At 42.8% G+C, this 23,149-nt stretch carries 19 protein-coding genes; 1 reads left to right on the top strand and 18 read right to left on the bottom strand.

All coding sequences use genetic code 11. From position 1 onward, the window contains the following. Window positions 1-22: 22 nt before the first annotated feature. Window positions 23-919 carry an AraC family transcriptional regulator gene (locus CTY48_RS08340; protein WP_099468046.1) on the top strand — a complete coding sequence of 299 codons (897 nt, stop codon included), beginning with the start codon at window positions 23-25 and terminating at the stop codon, window positions 917-919. A gap of 377 nt (window positions 920-1,296) precedes the next feature. On the opposite strand, the gene CTY48_RS08335 is transcribed toward CTY48_RS08340, so the two are convergent. From CTY48_RS08335 to ruvB, 18 genes are all read right to left on the bottom strand, one after another. After that, window positions 1,297-3,219 carry a choice-of-anchor A family protein gene (locus tag CTY48_RS08335; RefSeq protein ID WP_099468045.1) on the bottom strand — a complete coding sequence of 641 codons (1,923 nt, stop codon included), beginning with the start codon at window positions 3,217-3,219 and terminating at the stop codon, window positions 1,297-1,299. A 99-nt stretch (window positions 3,220-3,318) separates the two neighbouring features. After that, window positions 3,319-5,025, bottom strand: coding sequence for a GMC family oxidoreductase N-terminal domain-containing protein (locus tag CTY48_RS08330; RefSeq protein ID WP_099468044.1), 1,707 nt, complete (start codon window positions 5,023-5,025; stop codon window positions 3,319-3,321). Next, complete coding sequence (locus tag CTY48_RS08325; protein ID WP_099468043.1) at window positions 5,009-5,605, bottom strand: hypothetical protein; 597 nt, start codon at window positions 5,603-5,605, stop codon at window positions 5,009-5,011. Before CTY48_RS08325 ends, CTY48_RS08330 begins: the two co-directional genes overlap by 17 nt. Before the next feature lie 133 nt (window positions 5,606-5,738). Then, on the bottom strand, window positions 5,739-7,454 hold the full coding sequence (locus CTY48_RS08320) for a methyl-accepting chemotaxis protein (RefSeq protein WP_180272685.1): 1,716 nt from the start codon (window positions 7,452-7,454) through the stop codon (window positions 5,739-5,741). A 159-nt stretch (window positions 7,455-7,613) separates the two neighbouring features. After that, on the bottom strand, window positions 7,614-8,765 hold the full coding sequence (locus tag CTY48_RS08315) for a nitrogenase component 1 (RefSeq protein ID WP_099468041.1): 1,152 nt from the start codon (window positions 8,763-8,765) through the stop codon (window positions 7,614-7,616). Further along, the gene (locus CTY48_RS08310; protein WP_099468040.1) at window positions 8,752-10,032 is read right to left on the bottom strand and encodes a nitrogenase component 1; all 1,281 of its coding nucleotides are present in this window, start codon (window positions 10,030-10,032) and stop codon (window positions 8,752-8,754) included. Before CTY48_RS08310 ends, CTY48_RS08315 begins: the two co-directional genes overlap by 14 nt. 15 nt (window positions 10,033-10,047) lie before the next feature. Next, on the bottom strand, window positions 10,048-10,782 hold the full coding sequence (locus CTY48_RS08305; RefSeq protein ID WP_099468039.1) for a nucleotide-binding protein: 735 nt from the start codon (window positions 10,780-10,782) through the stop codon (window positions 10,048-10,050). Between the two features lie 97 nt (window positions 10,783-10,879). Further along, window positions 10,880-11,731 carry an ABC transporter ATP-binding protein gene (locus CTY48_RS08300; RefSeq protein WP_099468038.1) on the bottom strand — a complete coding sequence of 284 codons (852 nt, stop codon included), beginning with the start codon at window positions 11,729-11,731 and terminating at the stop codon, window positions 10,880-10,882. A gap of 4 nt (window positions 11,732-11,735) precedes the next feature. After that, on the bottom strand, window positions 11,736-12,764 hold the full coding sequence (locus tag CTY48_RS08295; protein WP_099468037.1) for a FecCD family ABC transporter permease: 1,029 nt from the start codon (window positions 12,762-12,764) through the stop codon (window positions 11,736-11,738). 2 nt (window positions 12,765-12,766) lie between these two features. Beyond that, window positions 12,767-13,789 (bottom strand): FecCD family ABC transporter permease, encoded by a 1,023-nt coding sequence (locus tag CTY48_RS08290; protein ID WP_180272684.1) that lies wholly within the window; start codon window positions 13,787-13,789, stop codon window positions 12,767-12,769. A gap of 184 nt (window positions 13,790-13,973) precedes the next feature. Next, complete coding sequence (locus CTY48_RS08285; RefSeq protein WP_099468035.1) at window positions 13,974-15,011, bottom strand: ABC transporter substrate-binding protein; 1,038 nt, start codon at window positions 15,009-15,011, stop codon at window positions 13,974-13,976. A gap of 90 nt (window positions 15,012-15,101) precedes the next feature. After that, on the bottom strand, window positions 15,102-15,932 hold the full coding sequence (locus tag CTY48_RS08280; protein WP_099468034.1) for a helix-turn-helix domain-containing protein: 831 nt from the start codon (window positions 15,930-15,932) through the stop codon (window positions 15,102-15,104). Window positions 15,933-16,073: 141 nt separating this feature from the next. After that, window positions 16,074-16,526, bottom strand: a complete 453-nt coding sequence (locus CTY48_RS08275; protein WP_099468033.1) for an NUDIX hydrolase — start codon at window positions 16,524-16,526, stop codon at window positions 16,074-16,076. A 75-nt stretch (window positions 16,527-16,601) separates the two neighbouring features. Beyond that, window positions 16,602-18,089 carry a peptidoglycan D,D-transpeptidase FtsI family protein gene (locus CTY48_RS08270; protein ID WP_408609842.1) on the bottom strand — a complete coding sequence of 496 codons (1,488 nt, stop codon included), beginning with the start codon at window positions 18,087-18,089 and terminating at the stop codon, window positions 16,602-16,604. Beyond that, window positions 18,004-19,383, bottom strand: coding sequence for an FtsW/RodA/SpoVE family cell cycle protein (locus CTY48_RS08265; RefSeq protein ID WP_099468032.1), 1,380 nt, complete (start codon window positions 19,381-19,383; stop codon window positions 18,004-18,006). The genes CTY48_RS08270 and CTY48_RS08265 overlap by 86 nt, the downstream gene beginning before the upstream one ends. A gap of 8 nt (window positions 19,384-19,391) precedes the next feature. Continuing rightward, on the bottom strand, window positions 19,392-21,572 hold the full coding sequence (locus CTY48_RS08260; protein ID WP_099468031.1) for a U32 family peptidase: 2,181 nt from the start codon (window positions 21,570-21,572) through the stop codon (window positions 19,392-19,394). Window positions 21,573-21,628: 56 nt separating this feature from the next. After that, window positions 21,629-22,057, bottom strand: coding sequence for a cell division protein ZapA (locus CTY48_RS08255; RefSeq protein WP_099468030.1), 429 nt, complete (start codon window positions 22,055-22,057; stop codon window positions 21,629-21,631). Window positions 22,058-22,145: 88 nt separating this feature from the next. Then, window positions 22,146-23,144, bottom strand: a complete 999-nt coding sequence (gene ruvB, locus CTY48_RS08250; protein WP_099468029.1) for a Holliday junction branch migration DNA helicase RuvB — start codon at window positions 23,142-23,144, stop codon at window positions 22,146-22,148. Window positions 23,145-23,149 lie beyond the last annotated feature (5 nt).

Here is a 23,149-nt window from a genome sequence, read left to right as displayed (position 1 = left end):
CGTATTTATAAGGAAGTGTACTATGGTGAATTTAAGTGTGTTAAAGGATTTTTCTGAGATTGTCCATTATGATGATATCAATATTCCTATCTATGTTAAAACGGGAAATCTTTCGTATTTTCCCCAGAAAAAGGCACTGTGCCACTGGCATGGCGATATCGAATTTATCAAGTCTCTAAAAGGGGAAATGTATTACTATGTAAACGGACAGAAGTTTTTGATTCGGGAGGGTGATGCCCTCATCATCAATTCCAAGCAGCTTCATTATGGTTTTTCTAATGAAAATCAGGATTGTGAGTTTCTCTGCGTCTTGTTTAAGCCTCAGCTTTTGTCTGGAAGTATCGGTATTAAAAACAAGTATATTGATCCTATTATAGAACATTCCTGCATTGCACAGCAATACTTAAATGCCGAAATTACTGAGGAAGCAAAGCTAATCCGCTTTTTTGACGAGCTGGCAGAGATTTATGAGAAAAAAGAGCCCGGGTTTGAGTTACATGCTTTGAGCAGACTAAATCTTATGTGGCTCAATTGGTTTTCTCTTGTGAGTGGCAAACTAAATACAAAGGAATATACGGATAACCCCGATGTCCTGATACAGAAAAATATGGTGGCATTTATCTATGACAATTATAAGTCAAAAATCACATTAGATGAAATCGCACAGGCGGGTGGGGTTTGCCGAAGCAAATGCTGTCAGATTTTTAAAAATTATTTAAAGAGAACACCGATTGACTTTTTAAATACCTACCGTCTTGAGGTTAGCATTGGATTATTATCCGGAACCAACTTAAGTATTACGGAAATTGCATTTTCCTGCGGCTTTAACAACCCAAGTTATTATGCGGAGATATTTTTAAAATATAAGGGCTGTTCACCGAAAAATTATCGTCTTTTACAGATAAAGGAAATTCGCTGACAAAATAATTTAAAAGTCTAATCACTTACCTGTTACCCCTAATATGCTGAATTTCCATATCTTCCAATAGCTGCTTCTCTTACCATTCTTTAAATATTACAATTATGTTTCATTAGTGTTACAATTAACTTGTTCTTAAGAAAACAAACTATAAAGGAGGATATGCGATATGTGTTTCAATTTTAGCTCATGTAACTTAAACGACCTTTTAAATTTGATTGCTCAATACTGTAAATAAATTTTTTGTTGAAGGGTTCAACCTCTAGGGGTTGGACCTTTTTTATATTATAGAAACTTGTATAATTTGTACCAGTAACGATTTAGCAGCAAAAAAGCTCTATGCACTAATTTATCAGCACATAGAGCTTTTATCTAAATTATTCGACCATAAAATTAGATACACCAATATTGGTAAACTTTATTTTCGGTCTGCAAGTATTTGAAAACCAATTCGTTCTTACCGGGCATACTCTCAATACATATGTCCCGCCGTAGCCTACGTTAAACTCAAAACATTCCATATGGCAAATTGTATCACAGGCAACCATAACTTTCCTGTCATTTATAATCTCGTAAAGCATAACCTCCCACTCATGGCTTCTGCGACATTCACAGCCACAAATACAGCCTGCAATAACACCGGCGGTAACCTCGCAGCTCGGACACGGAGGGCAAGGCCTCTGCGGTGTCACTTTTACCATGACAGGGAATGGAATAGGCCGTCTGTCCGAAACTTCTTCTCTCTCCGGGCATACTGGGCACTCAGGGCAAGTCGGACATTCTGGGCATGGTGTTGGTTCAGGACAGGTCGGACACGTTGGGCAAACAACTGGCTCAGGACACGTCGGGCATGTCGGGCAAACAACTGGTTCTGGGCATGTCGGACACGTCGGACAAGTAGGACAAGGTTGCGGTGTTGGGCAAGGTTGCGGTGTTGGACAAGGTGTTGGTTCTGGGCAAGATGGACACGGCTGCGGTGTTGGGCAAGGTGTTGGTTCTGGGCAAGATGGGCACGGTCGTGGTGTAGGGCAAGGTGTCGGCTCAGGACACGCCGGGCAAGGTGTAACTTCCGGCATCGGCATAGGCGTAGGTGTTGGCATAGGCATAGGTGTTGGTGCCGGTGTAGGCGTTGGCATAGGTGCTGGTGTTGGTACCGGTGTCGGTGTTGGCATAGGCACTGGTGTTGGCATAGGTGTCGGTGTTGGCATAGGTGTCGGTGTTGGCATAGGTGCTGGTGTTGGTGGTGTGATAACCTCTTCTCCCGGCATAACCTCTCCGCACACAACCCCTCCTATAAACGGATAGTTATGAAATTCAAAACCACTGTTCGCATTTACGGCAAAGCCATTTAATACTGCATTTCCACTTACATGACCGCCTGTTTTATGGCCATGGAACATTGCTTGAGGAGCCAAGATGCTTCCCCATATGTCAGAGGATTTCTCCATATGAATTTCCGTTGCATCCTCAAATACATAGAGTGTGCGGTTTGTAAGACTTTTATCTCCATATACTCCTGCTTGCAGATGAGCATGCGGACCTGTTTTGAATCTTATAATGGAAACGCTGCCAGCCGGTACATTCAGACGAATGGCTTTATTTATCAGTCCGTTCGGACTTACATCGATGGTGAAAATATTTTGTTTCGGATCGGTTCCGTTCAGTATCCACTCATAGGAATTACTTGTCACGGTTCCGTTTGTGCTTAATTGCTCAATACAAGTCTTAAACGCTTCCATACTTCTTCTTGCGGCTTGGAAAAATGCAGGAAGATTTGCGTTTATTCTGGAAGCCGGTATAATACGCGGAACATCATAACTGGAAATTAAATAATATTCTTCTCTGTCGCTAGGAATCCAGTAAGGGCTTCCGCCCCTCGCTTCATACAGCCGTCTCAGTTCATCAATCTGATCCGCCATATGATTTTTTCCGATGTAATAGGTGCTTCCCGGGGAGGACTGAAAACCACCACCGGACACCGCATGGCCGATTACAACCAAAGGGCCTTTTGTGGATGTAACATTTCCCGTCATATATCTTACAAGGTCGGGTGAAAATTCTGTTTCTGGAGTACTTCCTCTCATTTGGAAACCGACGCTTACACCTCTTGGACTGTAAAAGCTGCCTCCGATTGCCACAGCACCTTCTACGTCCACAATATTATTTGCATCGCCAAATACAAACAGATTAAACCGGGATGCCAGACCAAAGGGCTGCTCTGGAATATCATGCCAGCTTATATCCTGATATGGAATTCCCATTGCGGGATTGTCTTCTGTGCGATAAATTATATTATCCATATGAACTTATATAAGCCTCCTAAATATTGAAATCTGATAACTGTTTGGTACCCTCACAGTCACGATATCTTTTCGATATTAGTTTATTCCGAAACATATTTAGTGTGCAAAGTATTTTTCAAAAAGCTTATCTGCGGTGCGGGTTGCAAGAGCCTGCGTCGTAAGCGTTGGATTTGGTCCGCCCAAAGCATTGTATAAAACACTGTTATCTGCTATGTAGAGCCTTTTTACCTGAAATGCCTCACAATTGTTATCCGTGACAAGCCCCATTCTCATTGTACTCATAATATGAATATAAATATCAGGCGACCAATTCGCCCGAACTACTATTTTAGCTCCTGCCGCCCGTAAAATATTTGCGGCAATAACTGCAAGATTATCCCTCTTTATACGGTCATTCTGGCTCGGATGATAGCGGATAATAGGAATATAGCCGTTTTCATCCCGTGTCTGCATATCAAGTGTAACGCTATTCTGCTCATTGACCTCGTCATCGGTAAAGCTGACAATGCTAAGTGTTTTTTGGTAATTCATCATGCATTCTTTTAACAGTTCACCTGCAATCATTCCCTCATAGTCCCATTCCTGATTCTTTGTATCATTTTCAAAATAAAAGCCTTTTTCGCTGGAAGCATAGAGAAGTGTCGCAAAGATTGCAGGACTGGAGCCGTATGTTTCGAGCACCCCAAGGCCTGGATAATCGAATCTGGCAGCAGCATTTTGACCGACAAAAGGATTGATGTTTTCTCTGTCAATTGCCGTTTGCAGTACATGCTCATCAAAAATTCCGGTAATAGAGTCAAACCAATGATTTACCAGACCTCTTCCTACCCAAGGATTGTCAGGAAGCTTTGAATTGAGCCAAAGTCTCGGGGTTTCAATTGCACCCGCCGCCATGACAATCACTTTTGCACGAAATTCCTTCGTCTCGCCTGACCAGGTGTTTCGAGCCACCACCCCAATTGCCTGTTTCTCTCCGGTGCAGAAGATTTCAGTCAAAACTTCAATTACAAACATATTTGGAAGGATTTCCACGTTCCCGGTTTTTAAAGCAAACGGAATATAGCTCACCAGAGTGGCGCGCTTTGCAACGGAGTCCACTGTCGGACCAATGTTGCAGCCATTTACGCAATGTCCCCGAAACGTACAGCCATACCCCTCATAGTCCAAACTTCCCTCTCCCGCAAAGGAATAGGGCTGGTTTCGCAGCAATATTGCATTTGGCTGCGGACGGTATCCGGGTTCAAAAACATCTGGCGTATCAAGTCGTGCCCATCCCATTTTATTTGCCCCATAATAAAATATGTTCTCCTTGGCGGTTGCCGGAGCAGAGATTACGGGTAATGCTCGTTCCACCCTCTCATAATAAGGAATTAATTCCTGATAGGAAATGGGCCATGTTTCCTCTATAGACTTTGGAAAAGCTCTTGGGTGATTTCCAAGATAATGGAGGGTGCTGCCTCCTACTCCCGAATTTTGCCATGTGAAGCCGCCGTGCGGTACCCTTCTCTCCCACGGCGCCCTGTTTCTATCGGCAGGACCCCAGCGAAATCTTCCTGATATAAGGCTGTTCATATCCTCCTCTAAATCAGTAAAGCACTCCTTTAAGATTCCGATATCTAAATCATTAAAATCTGCGCTGCTTTCTCCGCCCTGTTCGTCATTCGGCTTTTCCCATTTTTTATTTCCATACCAAGGTCCTGCTTCTAAAACAGCAACATGAAGTCCTTTCTCGCTAAGCTCCTTTGCAACGACAGCGCCTCCGCCTCCTGCGCCAATTACAATAACGTCAAAATTCTGATTCATTTTCTACACTCCCTTCTGGTGGCACCGCTCTTAGCGGGCGCGGAGGTCTCGGTCCCGGATAACCTACCTGTTCCCAGCTTAATGGGTAAAATTCCAATTCACGGTCGTTTGGCAGCAGCAGCCTTGTTGTCCCATAACCAAACCACTCCGAATAGTATCCCATTATCGTCATTCGTACCAGATTGTCTGTGACATTAAAATATATGGCTTCAAAAGGAGAAAGCAGTTGGGAGGAAGTATATTGATGTTTTTTTAACAAAGCAATAGCGAGCAGTCTGTCATTCGGTGCAAGGGAGGCAAAAATTCCGCTTTCCGATAAGATAAGATTCTCCTTGTTTTCCCTTCTGGAAATCAGCTTTTGTGCTGCAATATTGAGCATTTCTGCTACCGCCTCCGCCAGATTCGGCACATATTCATTTAAGGTTACAATCAGGTACTCTTCTACAAGAAAATCGACCGCACCGTAATATTGTACTGCTCCATATTTGGGGACAAGTCCCGGGGAACGTGGAATGACAGCATCCACGAAGGCACGCAACGTGTCTTTTGTTCGCTTTAGTACATTTATTTCTGACTCCATTTTCCTTCCACCTTATATTAATATACTAATAAATCATATGTGAAGGTTATTTTTTATATTACGAAAATATGGTCGAATCAAAATAACCAAGTTCCTGCACACAAAAAGGAACCTGGTTATTTTACTTGTATGATTATATTTTAAATCTGGAAGTCAGATTACTCAAGGTCTCTGCAATCACAGCCTGATTCTCTGCTGTCTTTGCAATGTGATCCATCGCTTCCGTTGTTTCCTTCATGTTAACCCGAATTTCATGAAAGCTCGCAGCGGTGTGATCCATATTGGCTGCAATGGTCTGGATAACACTTGAGATTTCCTCGGTGGAAGCATTTAATTCCTCTGCCATTGCCGCTGTATCCTGCGACAAGCCGCTTACATAAACAGCATCTTTCTCGTAAGTTATACCTGTGTCGACAAGTAAAGCAAAGCCCGCTCTTACATCAGCATCCATATAATCCAGTACCTGCTTGGAGTTGTTTGCCAGATTGTCAAAGGCACTTTTTACATTGTTTACTACCGCAGTAATCTCGCTTACATATTGGGTGGATTGGCTTGCCAGAGTACCGATTTCCGTTGCCACAACCGCAAAGCCTTTACCGTGCTCTCCCGCCCTTGCAGCTTCAATTGAAGCATTTAAAGCAAGTAAATTAGTCTGGCTTGCAATACCGTTAATCAGGTTTGCAATATTGGAAATTTCCTCTACGACCTTACCCTTTTCAATTGAATCCAATATATTTTTCTGTTTTTCAATAAAGAGAGCTTCTGCAGACTGCTGTGACTCGCCGCCCTTTTTCTTGATTTCAATTGCACGGCTCTTGATTTCAGCCGCCTGGCTGCTTCCCTCAGAGGAATTGGTTGCAAGCTGGGTAACGCCCGAATCGACCTGCTCCACAGTGGCTGTCAATTGCTGTGTGGCAGACTGAATATCCAGTACTCCATCTGCGATTGTTGAGGTATTATCATTGATACTTTCAAAGCTTCCTGATATTTCCTCCAGTGTTGCGGATAGCTCCTCGCTGGCAGCAGCAACCTCGTCTGTCTGCTCCACGATACCGGAAACAATTTGTCTCATATTCGTCTGAGCTTCATTCAATGCTATAATCAATTTTCCGAGCTCATCCTTGCCCTTTGTATCAATCTTGACCGTTAAGTCCCCATCTCCCAGTGCAGCGGCAAAGTTAAGCCCTTTCTTAACTGCATTTGCAATACTGAAGGATAAACCGATACCAAGACCGATTGATGCAACAATACCGATGATAATCAGAATACCCATTACCAGTGAAGAAGTAGCAGCGATTGCTTGATTCGCTTCATTTCCTACACTTGCTACCTCCTGTTCTGAAGCAATAAAAGCATCAAGCTTTGTCATCATCTCTTCTCGGATTGTTGTGACTTCAGGCAATTTGGTAAGAGCCGCGTCATATTGTCCTGCCAAAGCCGCATCAATCAGTTCCTGTCTTGCACTTTTATACGTTTCCACATCCGCTAAAAAAGCATTCCAGTTATCTCGTTCTTCTTCTGAAAGGTTGTTCTTTCCATATGCATCAATATATTCCTGATTAACAATACGCAGCTCCTCAACCGTTTCAGCCGCCTTTTTGATTGCGTCAGGGTCCTTTGAATATGCAATGATATTTACGTCTCCTCGAATTGCATATAATTCCTCGTTGATTGAATGTAATTGATCAATGCTCCTTAGATTGTCCGAATACATAAGATTGCCCTTCGCGGCAATTTTATTCATATTGACGGAACCATACACACCAATAATGAGTGAAAGTATGGCGATAAGTAAAAAACCTCCCAATAATTTTGCCTTGATTGACATATCGCGAAACAGTTGAACCATAGACTTCATCCTTCTTTCCTAGTTAGTGTTTGATATAATCTTCTCAGTGATTATACTCCTAAAATAGGAAAGAGACTATGGTTTTAAAAAGAGTTAAGAAAGTTTGAGTTTATTTTAGAAATTTAATATTTTGTTTACACATGTAAAGCAATATAACCCTTATCCGGTTGTGAGATGCTGATACCAGAGCGAGCATAAATTCATGGCACCGCGAAATCCCATAAAGGGCGCTTCATAAGGATTGATATCATTGGACAAGGTGCTTCGACGTATCTCAGTCGAACATTTACCCGGATTTTCTCTTAACTCATGCAAATCTGACATATGAATCTCGCCCTCTCCCGGCAAAAATCCCAAGTCAGTGACAGCAAACTCCTGTAAGCCTCCCGAAAGCTCATCCTCTCCCCCAACCCACAGCTTTGCTTTGGCTTTTCGGTAATTCACCCATTCTCTGCAATGTGATACAACGTGACTGACCTCCTGTTTTTCCTGCTCTAAGAAACTTATATCTGCCTTTTTAGCAAGTACCTCCTCCAGCCGCTCTATCCATTGAAGTGTTCCGGTATAACCATATGGAGTCAGGTACAAATACGGAATTTTGTACTGTCTTTCCAGTTCCTTCGCCGCCTTGATTCCGTCTTTTCGAAGGACAAGGGTAATGTCTGCCTGAGACATTTTAAGAAGCGATTCAACAGTCGAAGAAGAGCCAAATATTGCCGCTTCCTCCATATGAAAGGCTCCTGTCAGCATTCTGCTGATTTCCCTCGCATCCGATTGAAAACGAGACCAATCACATGCCGGTCCAATCAAGTTAAAGCGCAGCGTTCCTTTGCTAAGTCTGTCCGCAGCCTCAAAAGCATGAAACTCTGAGAATTTCTTCACAAGACTGTAATATGCTTCCTCCATTCCCTGCTCTTTCGTTGCTTTAAAATTTCCCGCCTTAAAGGTAACAATCGGAATATCCGGGTATGAAAATTGCAGTTCCCCTCCGATTGCCTCCAAGTCCGTTCCAATCATTTCCGGTACACTTGAGGGCAGCAAAAATATGGCTTTCGCCTCCTTCTTCCTCACAATCTCCTTTACGCTGTCCTCCAAGCGCTTTGTGATACCAAGTGCGATATCCTTCTCTGATAAGTGAGTGGTAACAAGCTTTGCATATTTTACAAGTCCGGTGTGCCCCAGAAATTTATCTGCATAAATCATATGCCCCATAGAGCCAAATTCGATGATTGCCGCATCAGAAACAGGTGCAAGAGCCCATAAAAGCCCCATTCTGCCTGATGGTTCAGGTCTGTTTTTATACAGTGGCATGATGTTCCTCCTTCCAAATTCCTTCCAGGCGTTTTAACAAAGAAAATGTTCTCTCGCAGCCAATCGAGGAAAGCCCTAGTGAGCGTTGTGCCTTGATATGTGCTGTTTCCCCGACTCCCCTCTCCCCGATGGAAAAACGAAATCCTGTTTCCTCCCAAAATCCGGATTCTTTTAACAACTCCTCTCCTGCATCCTTTCGTACGACATAGGAAATAAGTGGATTTGCGGAATAAGAAATAATTTCTTCCTTCCACGCCTTCATCCAAGGCTGGTATTCCTCCAAATGGAGAAAACAAGGCTTTATTGACAGAGAGCACAAATATTTTGTCAGCGGCAGAATATCCTCAATAGTGTTTGTCACAATAAAATGACTGCCAGCCAGTTCTTTTTTTACCTGTGCCTCCAACTGCTCCGCCAAAGAAAATGACGGAAACTCCGGGATATCCGATAAGGAAAGTCTGGTTTGAATTTCCAGATAACACTCTTTAATCTCTGAAAGTGAATAAGCACCGCCTAAAAAGACAAACGGAATCTCATATTCCTTTTCCAGCTTTTTTGCCAAAGGAAGGAAATGAATGTGAGTTACAATGGTAAGGCAAGAGCTTGTCACCTGTATAAAATCTTGGAGGATAAGACGGGGATTTATCTCTGTTATTTGATAATCATTCTTGCTTATCCAACTCTTTAGCAAATCTGCTTCTGCGCCGGATGCCTGTCCGAGTAAGGTCACCTGTCTTTGGGACGTTTTAATCGGATCAGGCTTATCACAAAATGCCGTCAAAGCGGCGTAAATTTCATAGAAGCCTGCCTCATAGCCATTCCTTTTGTAATGTGCCAAGTCAAGACAGACTGCTTTTGTGTCGTGTTCCTCGGAAAAGGTTTCGGTAATCTCCGCAATGTCTTCACCAATCAATGCCGGAATACAGGTCATCACAACGACAATTGCCTTTGCCTGATCTCGCTCCATCTCTTCCAATGCTGCGATTAAACCGTCACGACAGCCAAACACCACCTCGTTTGAATCAAGTATGTATGTGTAGTGAAGCTCCCCGTTTACACCGATGGGATTTTCCAATACATATCTGCTGTAAAATCCGCATTCGGGCATTCCTACAACAAGAGTTGACACACCTTTCATGCTGCGGACAGCGGATAAGGCAGTGTGCATCGGACAGTGATGCCCAGGGGTGGCGCCTGCATGAGAAAAGCGGATGCCTTGATTGCTCTCTATTTCAGATAGGCGAAACGCCTTGTTTGGGTTACTCATATAATATTCCTTTCTCTAAAGCATCGCAGCAAGAGCAGAATAGGTTTTTGACATTTCACTGTCAGGAAAGGCACTGACAACTGTTTTCCCAAGTGCCTCCGCCTGCTGTACCAAAGGATTTCGGGGGATCTTATAGATGACGTCTGTCTCAATCTCCTTTGCCGCCTGTTCCACAAGTGCTTCTTCATTTTCAATATTTTTGCTGTTCAAAATAATGCCTTTTAACGAAGCATATTTTCGTTTTCCAAACATTTTTACTGCCGAGGCAATGTTAGAAGCCGCATACAGCGACATCATTTCACCGGAGGACACAATGTATACCTCCTCCGCGTAACCGCCGCGTATCGGCATGGCAAAGCCACCGCAGACCACATCGCCAAGCACGTCGTACAACACGATATCCGGCTGGTATACCTCAAAGGCATTTAACTCCTCAAGCTTTTCAAATGCTGTAATGATTCCTCTTCCGGCGCAGCCGATACCGGGTACCGGACCTCCCGCTTCCACGCATAGAACTCCCTCGTCCCCCACATAAACCAAATCTTCTAATGTCACATTTTCTTTATCTCGAAGTAACTCCAAAACGGTCGGAATCTTTTCACCACCGGTCAGATTTCTTGTAGAATCTGCCTTTGGATCACAACCAATCTGCATTACCTTCAAACCGCTTACCGCAAGTGCCGCAGACAGGTTTGATACGGTTGTGGATTTTCCGATACCGCCTTTCCCGTAAATCGCTATTTTTTTCATATTAACCTACCGCCTTTATGCCTTTATCTGATGACTACCAGCTGTAATATCCCCACTTAAAAAGTGGGAATAACAGCTGCTACGTCCCTAGATAAGTTCAACTACAATTTAGTTGGGGTAAAACCCCATCTAAATTAAGTTTCACTTTATCAATCGCTTTTTTTCTGTTTGTCAGCCTGTAAGAAATGCAGACAGGCTTTTTGCTGTGCTCCTCCGTCATAATATCAGCATCAATCTGATAAACCTCTCGAAGCAGCTCCTTTGTCACAACCTCACGAGGAGTACCAAAACTCACAATATTACCGCCTTTTAATGCGATAAGATAATCCGCGTAGCGGGAGGCAAGATTAATATCATGTAAAACCATGACAATCGTACAGCCGTGTATCTTGTTTAAGTCTTCAAGAAGCTCTAATACCTCAAGCTGGTATGCTACATCCAGATAGGTGGTAGGCTCATCTAACAAAATCATGTCAGTCTGCTGTGCCAACGCCATCGCAATCCAGACACGCTGTCTCTGTCCACCTGACATGTTATCGACATTTCTCTGACCAAGCTCTGAGAGATTCGTCGCCTCCAATGCCCATCTTACAATTTCCTTGTCCTTCTCGCTTTGCTTTCCAAACCCCTTCTGGTGGGCATATCTGCCGTAGGAAACCAGTTCCTCAGCGGTAAGTCCATCCGGAGCAATCGGAGTTTGGGGAAGAATGGCAAGCTTTTTTGCAAATTCTTTGCTGGATAACGTGTGAATATCTTTTCCGTCCAGATAAACTGCTCCGTTTTTGGCTTTCATAATTCTCCCAATGGTTTTTAGGAGCGTTGACTTTCCGCAGCCGTTAGGGCCTATGATAGTCGTTATCTTGCCGATCGGAACGTCGAAGCTTAAATTGTTGATAATCGTATTTTCTCCATAGCTTACTTCAATGTCTTTTATTTTAAAATCCGTCATTCTTTTACCTCTCCTTCTTCATACGGCTGTTTGTAATCATTAAAAATATAAAGTAAGGTGCTCCTAATATGGCAGCTATAATTCCTGCTGGTATTTCGGACGGCTCAACAATCGTTCTTCCGATTGTGTCCGCTGCAAGCACCAAAATAGCCCCTGTCAGGGCACAAAACGGCAATAAGGCCTTATGCCTTGCACCCACAATCCGCCTTGCCATATGAGGTCCTAAAAGCCCGACAAAATGCAGACTGCCGCTTACTGTTACGGATGCCGCTGCCAATGCCACCGCTGCAAATAACAGTTTTTTCTTCTCCTTTGCAACCGAGACGCCAAGACCGGAGGATAACTCATCTCCTACCATTAAAATATCAAGCTCCTTCGCCTTATAAAAAAGGAAGAACATGCCGATGACAATCCACGGAACAAGGCTGGCAACCAGCTTCCAATTCGAATTCCAGATGCTCCCCGCCTGCCATACGGCTATAAAATCAAACTGGGTATCGTCAAGCTGCAATACAATCAAGGTCATAAGAGCGTTAATACCGGCTTGAATTGCTATACCGTTTAAGATAAGGCGTGTCGGTTTCAAGCCATAGGTTTTATCGGTTGAAATGATATACAATACCATACTTGTGAGCAATGCCCCAAGAAGGGAGAAAAACGGTAGCATCAGAACGCTTCCGATACTCAATGTTCCGGATAAAGTAGTGAAGATTACAACGACAATTCCGGCTCCTGAATTAATTCCCATCAGCCCCGGATCAGCGAGGGGATTTCTTGTAATTCCCTGTAGAACACAGCCTGAAAGCGAAAAGCCCATACCAATCAATATGGCAATCACAATACGAGGAAGCCGAAAGCTGAATATGACAAGGTTCTCTCTTGAATCTCCGCCTCCGGTCAGTATTCTTAAAACATCGAAGAAGCCAATTTTTGTATAGCCCGCATTGATACTGATAAAAAATAAAACAATTAACAGCGCAAGGGTTAGAACCAAAGTACATTGGTATTTATATTTTTCAAATAAGTGTCTCATGTCTAATCCCTCCCCTTTTCTTTTCTTGCATAATAGAGAAAGATCGGAACACCTATAATGGAAATAATTGCTCCAATCGGTATTTCCGCAGGCGGACTCAAGGTCTTTGAAAGTATATCCGCAATGACAACCAGAGCAGCTCCCTGAACTGCACTGACCGGTATAACAAGTCTGTAATCAGGGCCTATCAGAAATCTTGCAAAATGCGGTATCATCATTCCGACAAAGGTGATACTGCCGCACAGGGCAAAAGAGGTTCCCGAAAGAAGAACAACAACAACACTCCCTATAATTTGGGTTTGCTTTGTATTGACACCGAGTCCTTTCGCCATTTCTTCTCCCATATTTAATATAGAAATTCTTCGAGACAGCATAATTGCAATGATAAGGCTGAATAAAATAACCGGCCCACCTATTTTTAACTGTGCCCAATTTGTGCCGGATACGTTTCCCAGCGTCCAAAACATAATACTCTGGGAACTGTTTGTATAGATTGCAAATGCCTGGCTGATAGCGGAAAACAGCGTGCTTATGGTTGCACCTGCCAAAACAAGCTTCATTGGCTGGTTTCCGCCGGGAACCAGAGTGCTTACAATATTTACACAGACCGCACCGAAGGCTGCGCCTAAAAAAGTCATGACGATAATACCCGAATAGCTCATTCCCTGCATAATAACCAACGAAATAGCCAAAAATAAGCCCGCTCCGGCACTGAGTCCCATCAAGCCAGAATCGGCAAGTGGATTTTTAGTCATTCCCTGCATAATAGCTCCTGCTACAGCAAGCGCGGCACCGATGAGTGCGCCAGCCATCACTCTTGGCACTCTCATATCGCGTACGAGCAGATGACTAGAGTTTCCTGCTTCAAAGTGAAAAAATGAATCAGATACGGTTCGAAGCGATAAACTCGCAGCCCCCGTTATGAGAGATAAAAATATAGCTGCCCCAAGTACAAGCAAGCTTCCTGTTATAACGATAATGCAAATCTGTGTCCTGTTTTTTGGTGGTTGTTTAGCGGCGTTCATAGTTTCTCCTTTCCGCCTTTCCTCTGTAGCTAAAACAGACAGCATAACAAAGCAGCCACGCAGTGACATCTTCCGCCTGCATTCGTGCGCATAAAAAAGTGTGAGCTTTGCTCACACTTTGCGTGCTTTATGCTGCCTTGCATGATGCGTGCTCGGGCAAATGCTTATGCCGAGTTTACCTTTTCTATTCTGCGGTTAATGCGTCTGTAATAAAGTTAACCGTGTATAAAGTAGCAAGAGCACTTGCTGCATGTCCGCTGCCGTCCAGGCGGTATACATGTCCGTCCTGCACTGCTTTTAGAGACTGCCATACGGAATTTTGTTCCAATGCTTCCAATAATGCTTCATCTCCGTCAAATACATTTACAAAAATGTAATCCGGATTCATCTGCACAATAGCTTCCATAGAAAGCTGCTCATAGGTTTCGGATGTGGTGAAACCTTCCGGAGCATTCAGTCCCAAACCGGTTTCCTTATCGTATAAATCAGGGCGATATGCCGCGAAGTACTTATCCTCACCCATAACCGAGAACTGTATCATTGTCTGTCCTTCGTATTTTGCGGCAAGCTTTTCTCTCTCCTCAGCCAATTTGGCATCCACCTCGGCGATTACTTCCTCCGCTTTTTCTTCTTTATTTACGACCTTTGCCACTTCTCTTAAGCTAAGTCTCCAATCCATTTTTGATGCGTTTCCGAAAACAACTACCGGAGCTACCTTTTCCAGATTTTCAATATCCAGATTTCCCATATCAGCACTCTGGTTTAAAATAATGTCGGGCTGTAATTCTGCCAGTAACTCTAAATTTATTCCATCTGTACCCAAATCCTGAACTCCGGTTACATCGTAGCCCTCAAATGCATCCCACGTAGCGATGTAGTTTTCAGCACCTGTCACGGCAGTCGGCTTAACACCGAGTAAAGTTAAACTTTCCCAAAGCGGTAAGTAATTTGCCACAATAACAGTTGGCTCCTCCTCGATTGTAACCTCTCTGTCCGCCTCGTCTGTGTAGACATATGGATATGTAATGCCTGCAGAAACCGTCTCACTGCTTTCTGTTTCTGCGATGTCAGCAATATCTTCCTCTGTATTTGTCACTTCAGTTGTCTCTGCCGAAGCTTCTGTTGCAGTTGCCTCCTCTGTTGCTGCACTGTTACTGCCGCAACCCGCAAGCAGGGATAAAGACAACACACCTACTGTTAATAACGATATTGGTTTCTTCATAATATTCTCCTTTTGATTATGATACTCATTTTCAATTACAAAGGAAAATATAACATACCAAATCTAAAATTTGAATAGACTTTTTTCAAATTAATATGGATTTTTTTCTACCTGACGTCGAAACAAGCTGGGAGAAACGCCCGTATTTTGCTTAAAAATCCGGCTAAAATGCAAAGCATCCTCATATCCCACCTGATTTGCTATTTCTATGATGGGGAGATCGCTTTCCAATAAAAGCTCCTTGGCACGTTTGATCTGAGTCGTCATAATATATTTCTTCGGGGAAAGCCCTACTCTTTTCTGGAAGGAATAATTAAACTGCTTTGCATTCCATTGAAAATTTTCGGCAATCTCAGACACAGACAAGTTTTCTTCCAAGTGTTCGTGAATATAGCCTAACACCTCTTCTATCTTATCCTTTGGCTCTGCACTCTGCCGAACCTCAGAAAAGCTGAATATCTTTGCAATCAGCTCATATAACAAAATTTTATTTTTTAAAACATGTTTTGTGCCAAATTCTTTTTGCAGGGAGAGAATGGCATCGAGTATTTTTATAATTTCCTCATGCTGATCAGGGAAAACCTTCATGGTATAATTCATATCCATAAGCGATTCTTTTGTCCTTTCCTCGCCAAGTACCCTGTAATGGAGCAAAATAAATTCCCAGTTTTTGTCTCCGATTACCTCCTTGCTCAAGTCCATACCGGAACCGGCGTGAAGGATAACCCCTCTCTTTAATTCATATTCCTCATTGCATACCGTAAATTTTGCCCTGCCGCATATCGGAATCACGAAACCACACACACCCTTTACGGTAGTCTGGGCAGTCACCTTGCTTCCGGGCGGGATGGACAGGCGGTATGAGCCGTCTATTTCAAGATTTGCCTTTGCATATTGCAGCACTAAGTTATTTAAATTCATCTTACATTCCTCTTTTGCTGAATATTTCCTATTGTACCAAGCGGTTAGTTAGACCTAACATAAGTTATACTATAGCATAGCTCTCGAAATTACGCAAGATATGCTATAAAAAAAGCCTGTCAAAGACAGGCTTTCATTCGATTAGAAATACTTGTGGCTTCCCCAAAGATTATACTTCTTTAAGTCCAAATATTCATTATACGCTTTTTCTAAAATTTGCTTCTCATTGGAAAATTTTAGCAGATGGTAGGCTTCATGAAACTTATAATAGCCTGAATCCATAAAATATTCCTCACGCTGTGGTTTGCTGTAATAACTATCAGCCATCATTAAATACCAATGAACATCTTTTTCAACTGTGTCCTCCGGCACATTAAAGCTATATTGGCTTTTGCCAACATATTTAATAATTGCAGCATTCACTCCGGTTTCTTCAAGAACTTCTCTTGCAGCGGTTTCCTTGTAATCCTCTCCGTCCTCCACAGTTCCTTTTGGTAAAACCCAGCCTTCATACTTATTTTTAAAATTTTTATACAAGACCAATATTTTGCCCCGAAATATTACCACACCGCCACAGCTAGTTGCTTCAATCATTGCAATCCCTCCTGTATTATGGTGTGTCACACGACTAACTATAGTATAACCCTTTTCCTGTATCCATGCAAGAACTTAGTTATAATATGCGTCAAATATTTTCTTGGCAATCGGAACTGCATATTCACTTCCGGCTCCGGCTTCCTCCACAATAATGCTGACTACAATATCGGAATCCTCTACCTCGGAAAAGCCGACAAACCATGCATGGCTTTGCCCCTTAACATTTCCAAATTCCGCCGAGCCTGTTTTTCCTGCAACCGTATAGGTCTGGCCGCTCAGCTTAGATGCCGTACCTTTTTCGACAACTTCGTGCATAAAATCCTTCATTATAGCAGCCTCATCCGTGGAAATTATCGTTCCGTAAGCGGATGAAGTGTATTGCTTGATTATTCTTCCTTCATAATTTTCTGTATGGTCAACAAGATAAGGCTTCATCATAACGCCTTCATTTGCTATGGTCTGGGCAAGCAATGCCATATGAAGCGGTGATACAAGTGTCTCTCCCTGACCTATCATGGTCTGCATGATATCATAGGTCTCCGAGTTTTTTGTAAGGCTGAAGCTGCTTTTGTTATACACCATTGCATAAGGCAATTCCTCATTGAATAAAAATTTGTCACATAGATTAGAAAGCGCTGTGATATCCAGACTTAATCCGATATTTGCAAACGAGGAATTACAGGATTTTGCAAAGGACTCAAATAAGTCCACTTCGCCGTGTGCCGTGTTGTGATAACAGTTAATCACACTTCCATCCACTGAAATCTGTCCGGTACAAGAGTAAGTATAATCCTGATAGCTGTCAGGATTCTCCCTGATATACTCCAAAAGTGTCAGCATCTTGAAGGTAGAGCCCGGAGGATATTTTCCCTGTGTCGCACGGTTTAATAATGAGCTGTCCTCTGTATTTTCCGCAGCAACGAGACTGTCCCACAACGAGTCAATATTGTTTGGGTTATAGTCCGGCTTTGAAACCATTGCCAATATTTTGCCTGTATCTGCCTCCATCACAACAATAGCTCCGTTGTGCGAACCCAACGCATTATAGGCGGTCTCCTGAATTTTGCTGTCAAGAGTTGTAATCACGTTGTCACCGGTGTTTTTTACTCCCTGAAATTCCTTCACAACCCTCTCTAATAACGGTGCATTGGAGCGTAGAAGGCTAAAGTTCATAAGTGATTCAAGCCCAGCTTTTCCCTTTGTGGAATAGCCTACCACATGGGCATATATATTATTATACGGATACTCTCTTGTCTCCGTCTTGTCATCGCTTACGTTCGTTTTTGCAAGCACTTTTCCGTCCGCCGACCGTATCTCGCCTCTTACCACTTTTTTTGCAAATAAATCCTGCCTCTTATTGTAAGAGCTGTTAATCGCAGTCGGGCTTATCATGACATTGTAATAGACAAAATACCCCATAAGAAGAATAAAAAGCCCCACAAATATGTAAACCACCACAGAAAGCTCCCTGTTGTCAGAATTCTTCTTTCTTTTTCTTTTCTGTTTGTCTTGTCTTTCTTCCAGAATCTGATTTAACTTTTTCAACTTTTTCGTCCTCATCTTGTTTCAAAATATATAGTCCCTGAATAATTGCAAACATAATTAGCGTACTTAGGATCGAACTTCCTCCATAGCTGACAAGCGGCAGCGTCACTCCCGTAAGTGGGATAAATTTGGTCACTCCTCCTATCGTCAAAAACACCTGGAATCCGTACATAAGAGCAAGACCAAGCGCGACAAGCCTGTAAAAATCATCTTTTGCCTGCATGGCAATATTAACAAACATTACGAAACAGCTCACACAGATTAAAATTAGGCACAATCCGAAAATACCGCCCAGCTCCTCCACGATTGCCGAAAAGATAAAATCCTGATCCACAACCGGTATCGTGTCAGGAATACCCTGATACAAGCCCATTCCAAACCAGCCTCCCGTTCCGATAGCAAAGAGGGACTGGCTGATTTGATAGCCCTCGTTCTCAATGACCCGGAAAGGGTCCTGCCATGCGATAACCCTGACTCTTACGTGACTGAAAAGCTTATAGCCTGCAAGAGCCGCAAATGCCCCGGCAAGCAGACCTCCTGTCAGATAAAGATATTCTTTTGACGCCACATACAGCATAAAAGTATAGGTTATAAAGTAAATCAAAGCCCCTCCAAGATCCTTGGAAGCCACCAAAATCAAAACATGGAGACCGGCAAGCCCCGTCACGATAATAAGCTGCTTTAGTTCCTGTGATTTACTTAATAAGGCTGCGGCAAAAAAGACAAAGGTAATTTTGATAAACTCCGAAGGCTGTAAGCTGACTCCTCCGATGCTAAATGACAGCTTTGCACCGTAGCTGATGCTTCCCGCAATCGCCACAAGCCCTAACAGTCCAATTCCAACACCTGCATAGACATATCCCAGTTTATCCAAGAATTTGAGCTTCTTTATCAGATATGGGATAAAAAGTGTAATAATCGTCGATATAATCACGATTTTAAACTGCTTGATGGACTTGGTATAGGATAATCTTGTTAAAATGATAAAACTGATCGCAAGCAGCATGCACATATGGTTGATAATCAGTCGTGATGCCTTTGGATAAATCACACGATACAAGGCGATGACGGCAGATAAAAATATCACCTGCGCCAAATACAAAATAATAATTTCTGTCGTCTTTGTCGTCAAAAACAAAACCAAAAACGCCATAAAATGAATGGCGAACATAAGCTGGTTCTGTACCCGCAAAACCGCATTTTTGTCCTCCTCTTCATGAAAGCGAAAGATTGCAAAACCCTTATATGTGTAAATCGCAATTGCTATTATGATTAGATATCTGGATAGTTCAATTAGTATGTTTGTCACATTAGCACCTACTCTATTCCTCGTTTAAAATGTCCTCTTGTAAATGTCTTAAATGAATGATTGACCTGATTTTGATAGACAAAGCAGTCGGTATACTGCCTTAAAATTTCGGCTGTCTCTTTTGGCTCCTCGATTGTAAAATGAAGTCTCAGACTCTTTGGAGACAGCTCTCTTATCTCTTTTGCATTTTCCAGCAGTACAAGAGGTTCACAATTATAAATGACGTTGTAGCAGTATTTACAATTGTTCCGTACAAAAAACTGTTTATTCATTCTATCCTTTAAATACAGCTTCGTGTTTATTTTATCACATTTCTCCGTTGTTTTATGAACACATTGTGCCGAAACCATAACCGGAAGATGACCGTACACGATGAATTCACTTTCCGAAACCCCGCGTCTGGCAAGCTCTCTGTCATTTAATTCCACCGGTGCCGTGTCACTTGTCACCTTTTCCTTCATCCAGAATTCATGTGCTTTCTGATTAAAAGTATAGACATTATAGTCAATTATAATCTCTTTCGTATAATTTAACGATTTTAAATACCGATATTCTTCATAATTTTTCACTAAGATGCCATCCAGTTCCTCTATAAGAAAGTCCTCATACGGCTGATATGTGGTATTTTTCGTATTCCTGAAAATATGTGGTAAACTTAAGATACACTTTTTCCCAGCATGATGGCATAAATCAGCATAATACTTCATCGGCTTCTCAATCAGATTGATGTCCAGATAAACCTTCTCCACTTCCTTGAATTTTAAAACCTCCTGTAAATAGGCTTCCTGTTCAATATAAACGTGGATTGGGAATTCCGTCCGTTTTTTGACAGCTTCCTTTTTGGGGGCTGTCAGCTCCTGCATTGCTGTCTCTGACTGATTCCTCTTATACTCTGCCAGTATTTTCGACTCAAGCTCTTCTAATGCCGCTCTTCTAAGCTCATTTAGCCCTTGGATTGGCATAAAAACAGCTTCTTCCATCTCAATCGTTAGAATTTCAAATTCAAACGGCGTGTTTCCTGTCTTTTTGATTTGCTTTTCAATTCTCTCCCGGTCCATCGGTTGTTTCAAGGCAGGTTCCACCTCGGCTCCTGTTACTTCCGCTTCGATGTGCTGAAAATTAAGCTTTAGCTTTGCGGGTTTTCCCACCCGTAACGTCAGTACGCCGCTTATTTTTTCCTTCGGTTCCTTATCGGCATACTGGGTAAGCTCATCAAAAAGCGCTTCATTTCTGGCACGTTTTACCGGTTCTTTAAGCGTAATCATGTCTCTTCCGTTATGTGTCTTATAATAGCCTTGATTAAAACCGCAGCGGTTGAAAATATCCTCCAGCTCTTTTCTGTCATGCTCCGCCACACGATAACCTGTCCGTCCTTTTTCCAAATATAAGTCAATATATTTGCGGTAAATGCGAGCAACTCCTGCCGCATATTCCGGCTTCTTCATTCGCCCTTCTATCTTAAAGGAATAAACCCCTGCCTCAATAATATCAGGGATGATATCAATGGTGCACATATCCTTTGGACTCAACACGTAAGTTTCCTTGTTGGAATTAATTTGTTTTCCGTTCTTCATTACCTTATAAGGTAATCTGCACGGCTGGGCACACCTGCCGCGATTGCCGCTTCTTCCGCCGATAAAACTGCTCATCAGGCATTGACCGGAGTAGCAATAGCAAAGGGCGCCATGAACAAAGCTCTCTATCTCCATGCCTGTCTCATCATAGATTTCACGAAGTTCCTTCAGGGAAAGCTCTCTTGCCGTCACGACGCGGGATGCTCCTAATTCCTGAAGCATTTTTACTCCCTCCACACCGCTGATGCTCATCTGTGTGCTCACATGGATTGGAAGCTGCGGAAAATGCTCCCTCACAAACTGGAAAACGCCCATATCCTGGACAATGACGGCATCCAGACCATGCTCATAGTACTCCTTTAGATAGCTGTAGAGCTTGCCATTTAGTTCTTCGTTTTTCAGCAGCGTATTTACTGTAAGATAGAGCTTTCTGCCGTGCAAATGAGCATAGTCTATCGCATATTTTAGGGTTTCCTCATTCAGGTTATCGGCATATGCCCTCGCGCCAAACATCAGACCCCCGATATAAACCGCATCTGCCCCTGCATTGATTGCCGCCTTCATTCCCTCAAGCGACCCTGCGGGTGCTAAAAGTTCTACTCTTTTCTCATTCATTTCTTTAACCTCATATGTAATTGGCTGTTACAGTATTTGCAACAGCCAATTACATATTATTCTGATTCATTTTCTGTCTCATCTGGTTCTTCTCTCAGTTTTGTCTGAAGCTTTACCAGCTTTTTCTGCAATTCATTTATCTCTTTTTGCAGTGCCTCTTTTTTCTTTTCGGCTTCCTCTGATTTTAATTTTTCATTTATCAAATCATGCTTAAAGTCATAGATTTCTTTTTCTCTTAATTCCAACTCCTGAGCAAGCGAATCTGCCTGCGTTTTCGCCTTGAAATAATCGTCTGCGATATTCAGCTGGATATACATATTCTGCGTATCATAATTCAGGTGATTAAAACCGGGAGTCTGCGTAACTTCCGATATTTTATGGTTGATATAGGAGCCTATCTGCTGTAAGTAGGCTTCGCTTTCATACCCGCTCAGTGTCAGTACCTTCCCGCCAATGATTACGTCTATGCTATTTTTCATTGCCATACTAAATTAACCCCATTTCCATTTATGTGATTTACAATGCTTGGCTTAATAAGTTACATTATAAACGATAAAAATAGAATAATCAACGTTATTCATTTCCAGAAAGACCTAAATGATGATAGGCAAGGTCTGTAACGGTTCGGCCTCTTGGTGTGCGGTTGATAAATCCGTTTTTAATCAGGTATGGTTCGTATACCTCCTCGATTGTGCCGGAGTCTTCCCCGATGGCGGCTGCAAGTGTATCAAGCCCGACGGGGCCGCCCTGAAACTTTTCTATCATCGTCACTAATATAGTGCGGTCAATATGGTCCAGTCCATATTTATCCACGTCCAGTAAATCCAATGCAAATTTTGCAACTTCTTCGGTAATCACGCCGTCATATTTTACCTGAGCAAAATCTCTGACGCGCTTTAACAGGCGGTTTGCAAGTCTTGGCGTTCCTCTTGACCTTCTGGCAAGTTCCTTTGCACCCTTTTCATCAATCTCGACTTCCAGTACTTTTGCGGAACGCGTAATAATTTCTGTCAGCTCCTCCGTCGTATAAAATTCCAGACGGTGAACGACTCCAAAACGGTCCCTCAGCGGTGCTGTCAAAAGCCCTGCCCTTGTTGTTGCACCAACCAAAGTAAATTTCGGCAAATCAAGGCGAATCGAGCGTGCCGTCGGACCTTTTCCGATGATAATATCGATGGCGTAGTCTTCCATCGCAGGATACAAAACTTCCTCCACCTGTCTGTTTAAGCGGTGTATCTCATCCACGAAAAGCAAATCACCCTCTTGCAGATTGTTTAAAATTGCTGCCATCTCACCGGGCTTTTCAATCGCCGGTCCCGAGGTCACCTTTAGGTTTACCTGCATCTCGTTTGCAATGATTCCTGCAAGTGTTGTCTTTCCAAGTCCCGGAGGTCCGTAAAATAATACATGATCAAGCGCTTCCTGACGCTGCTTTGCCGCCTCGATATATATCTTTAAATTGTCTTTCGCCTTTTGCTGTCCGATATACTCGTTTAGCGTCATGGGACGCAAATTACTTTCAATCTTACTATCTTCTTCGGTTAATTCAGTTGTAATAATTCGTTTTCCCATCGCTA

The organism is Konateibacter massiliensis (assembly GCF_900184995.1).
Taxonomy (GTDB): Bacteria; Bacillota; Clostridia; order Lachnospirales; family Lachnospiraceae; genus Lachnotalea; species Lachnotalea massiliensis.
This window is presented reverse-complemented; position numbering and strand designations above follow the sequence as displayed.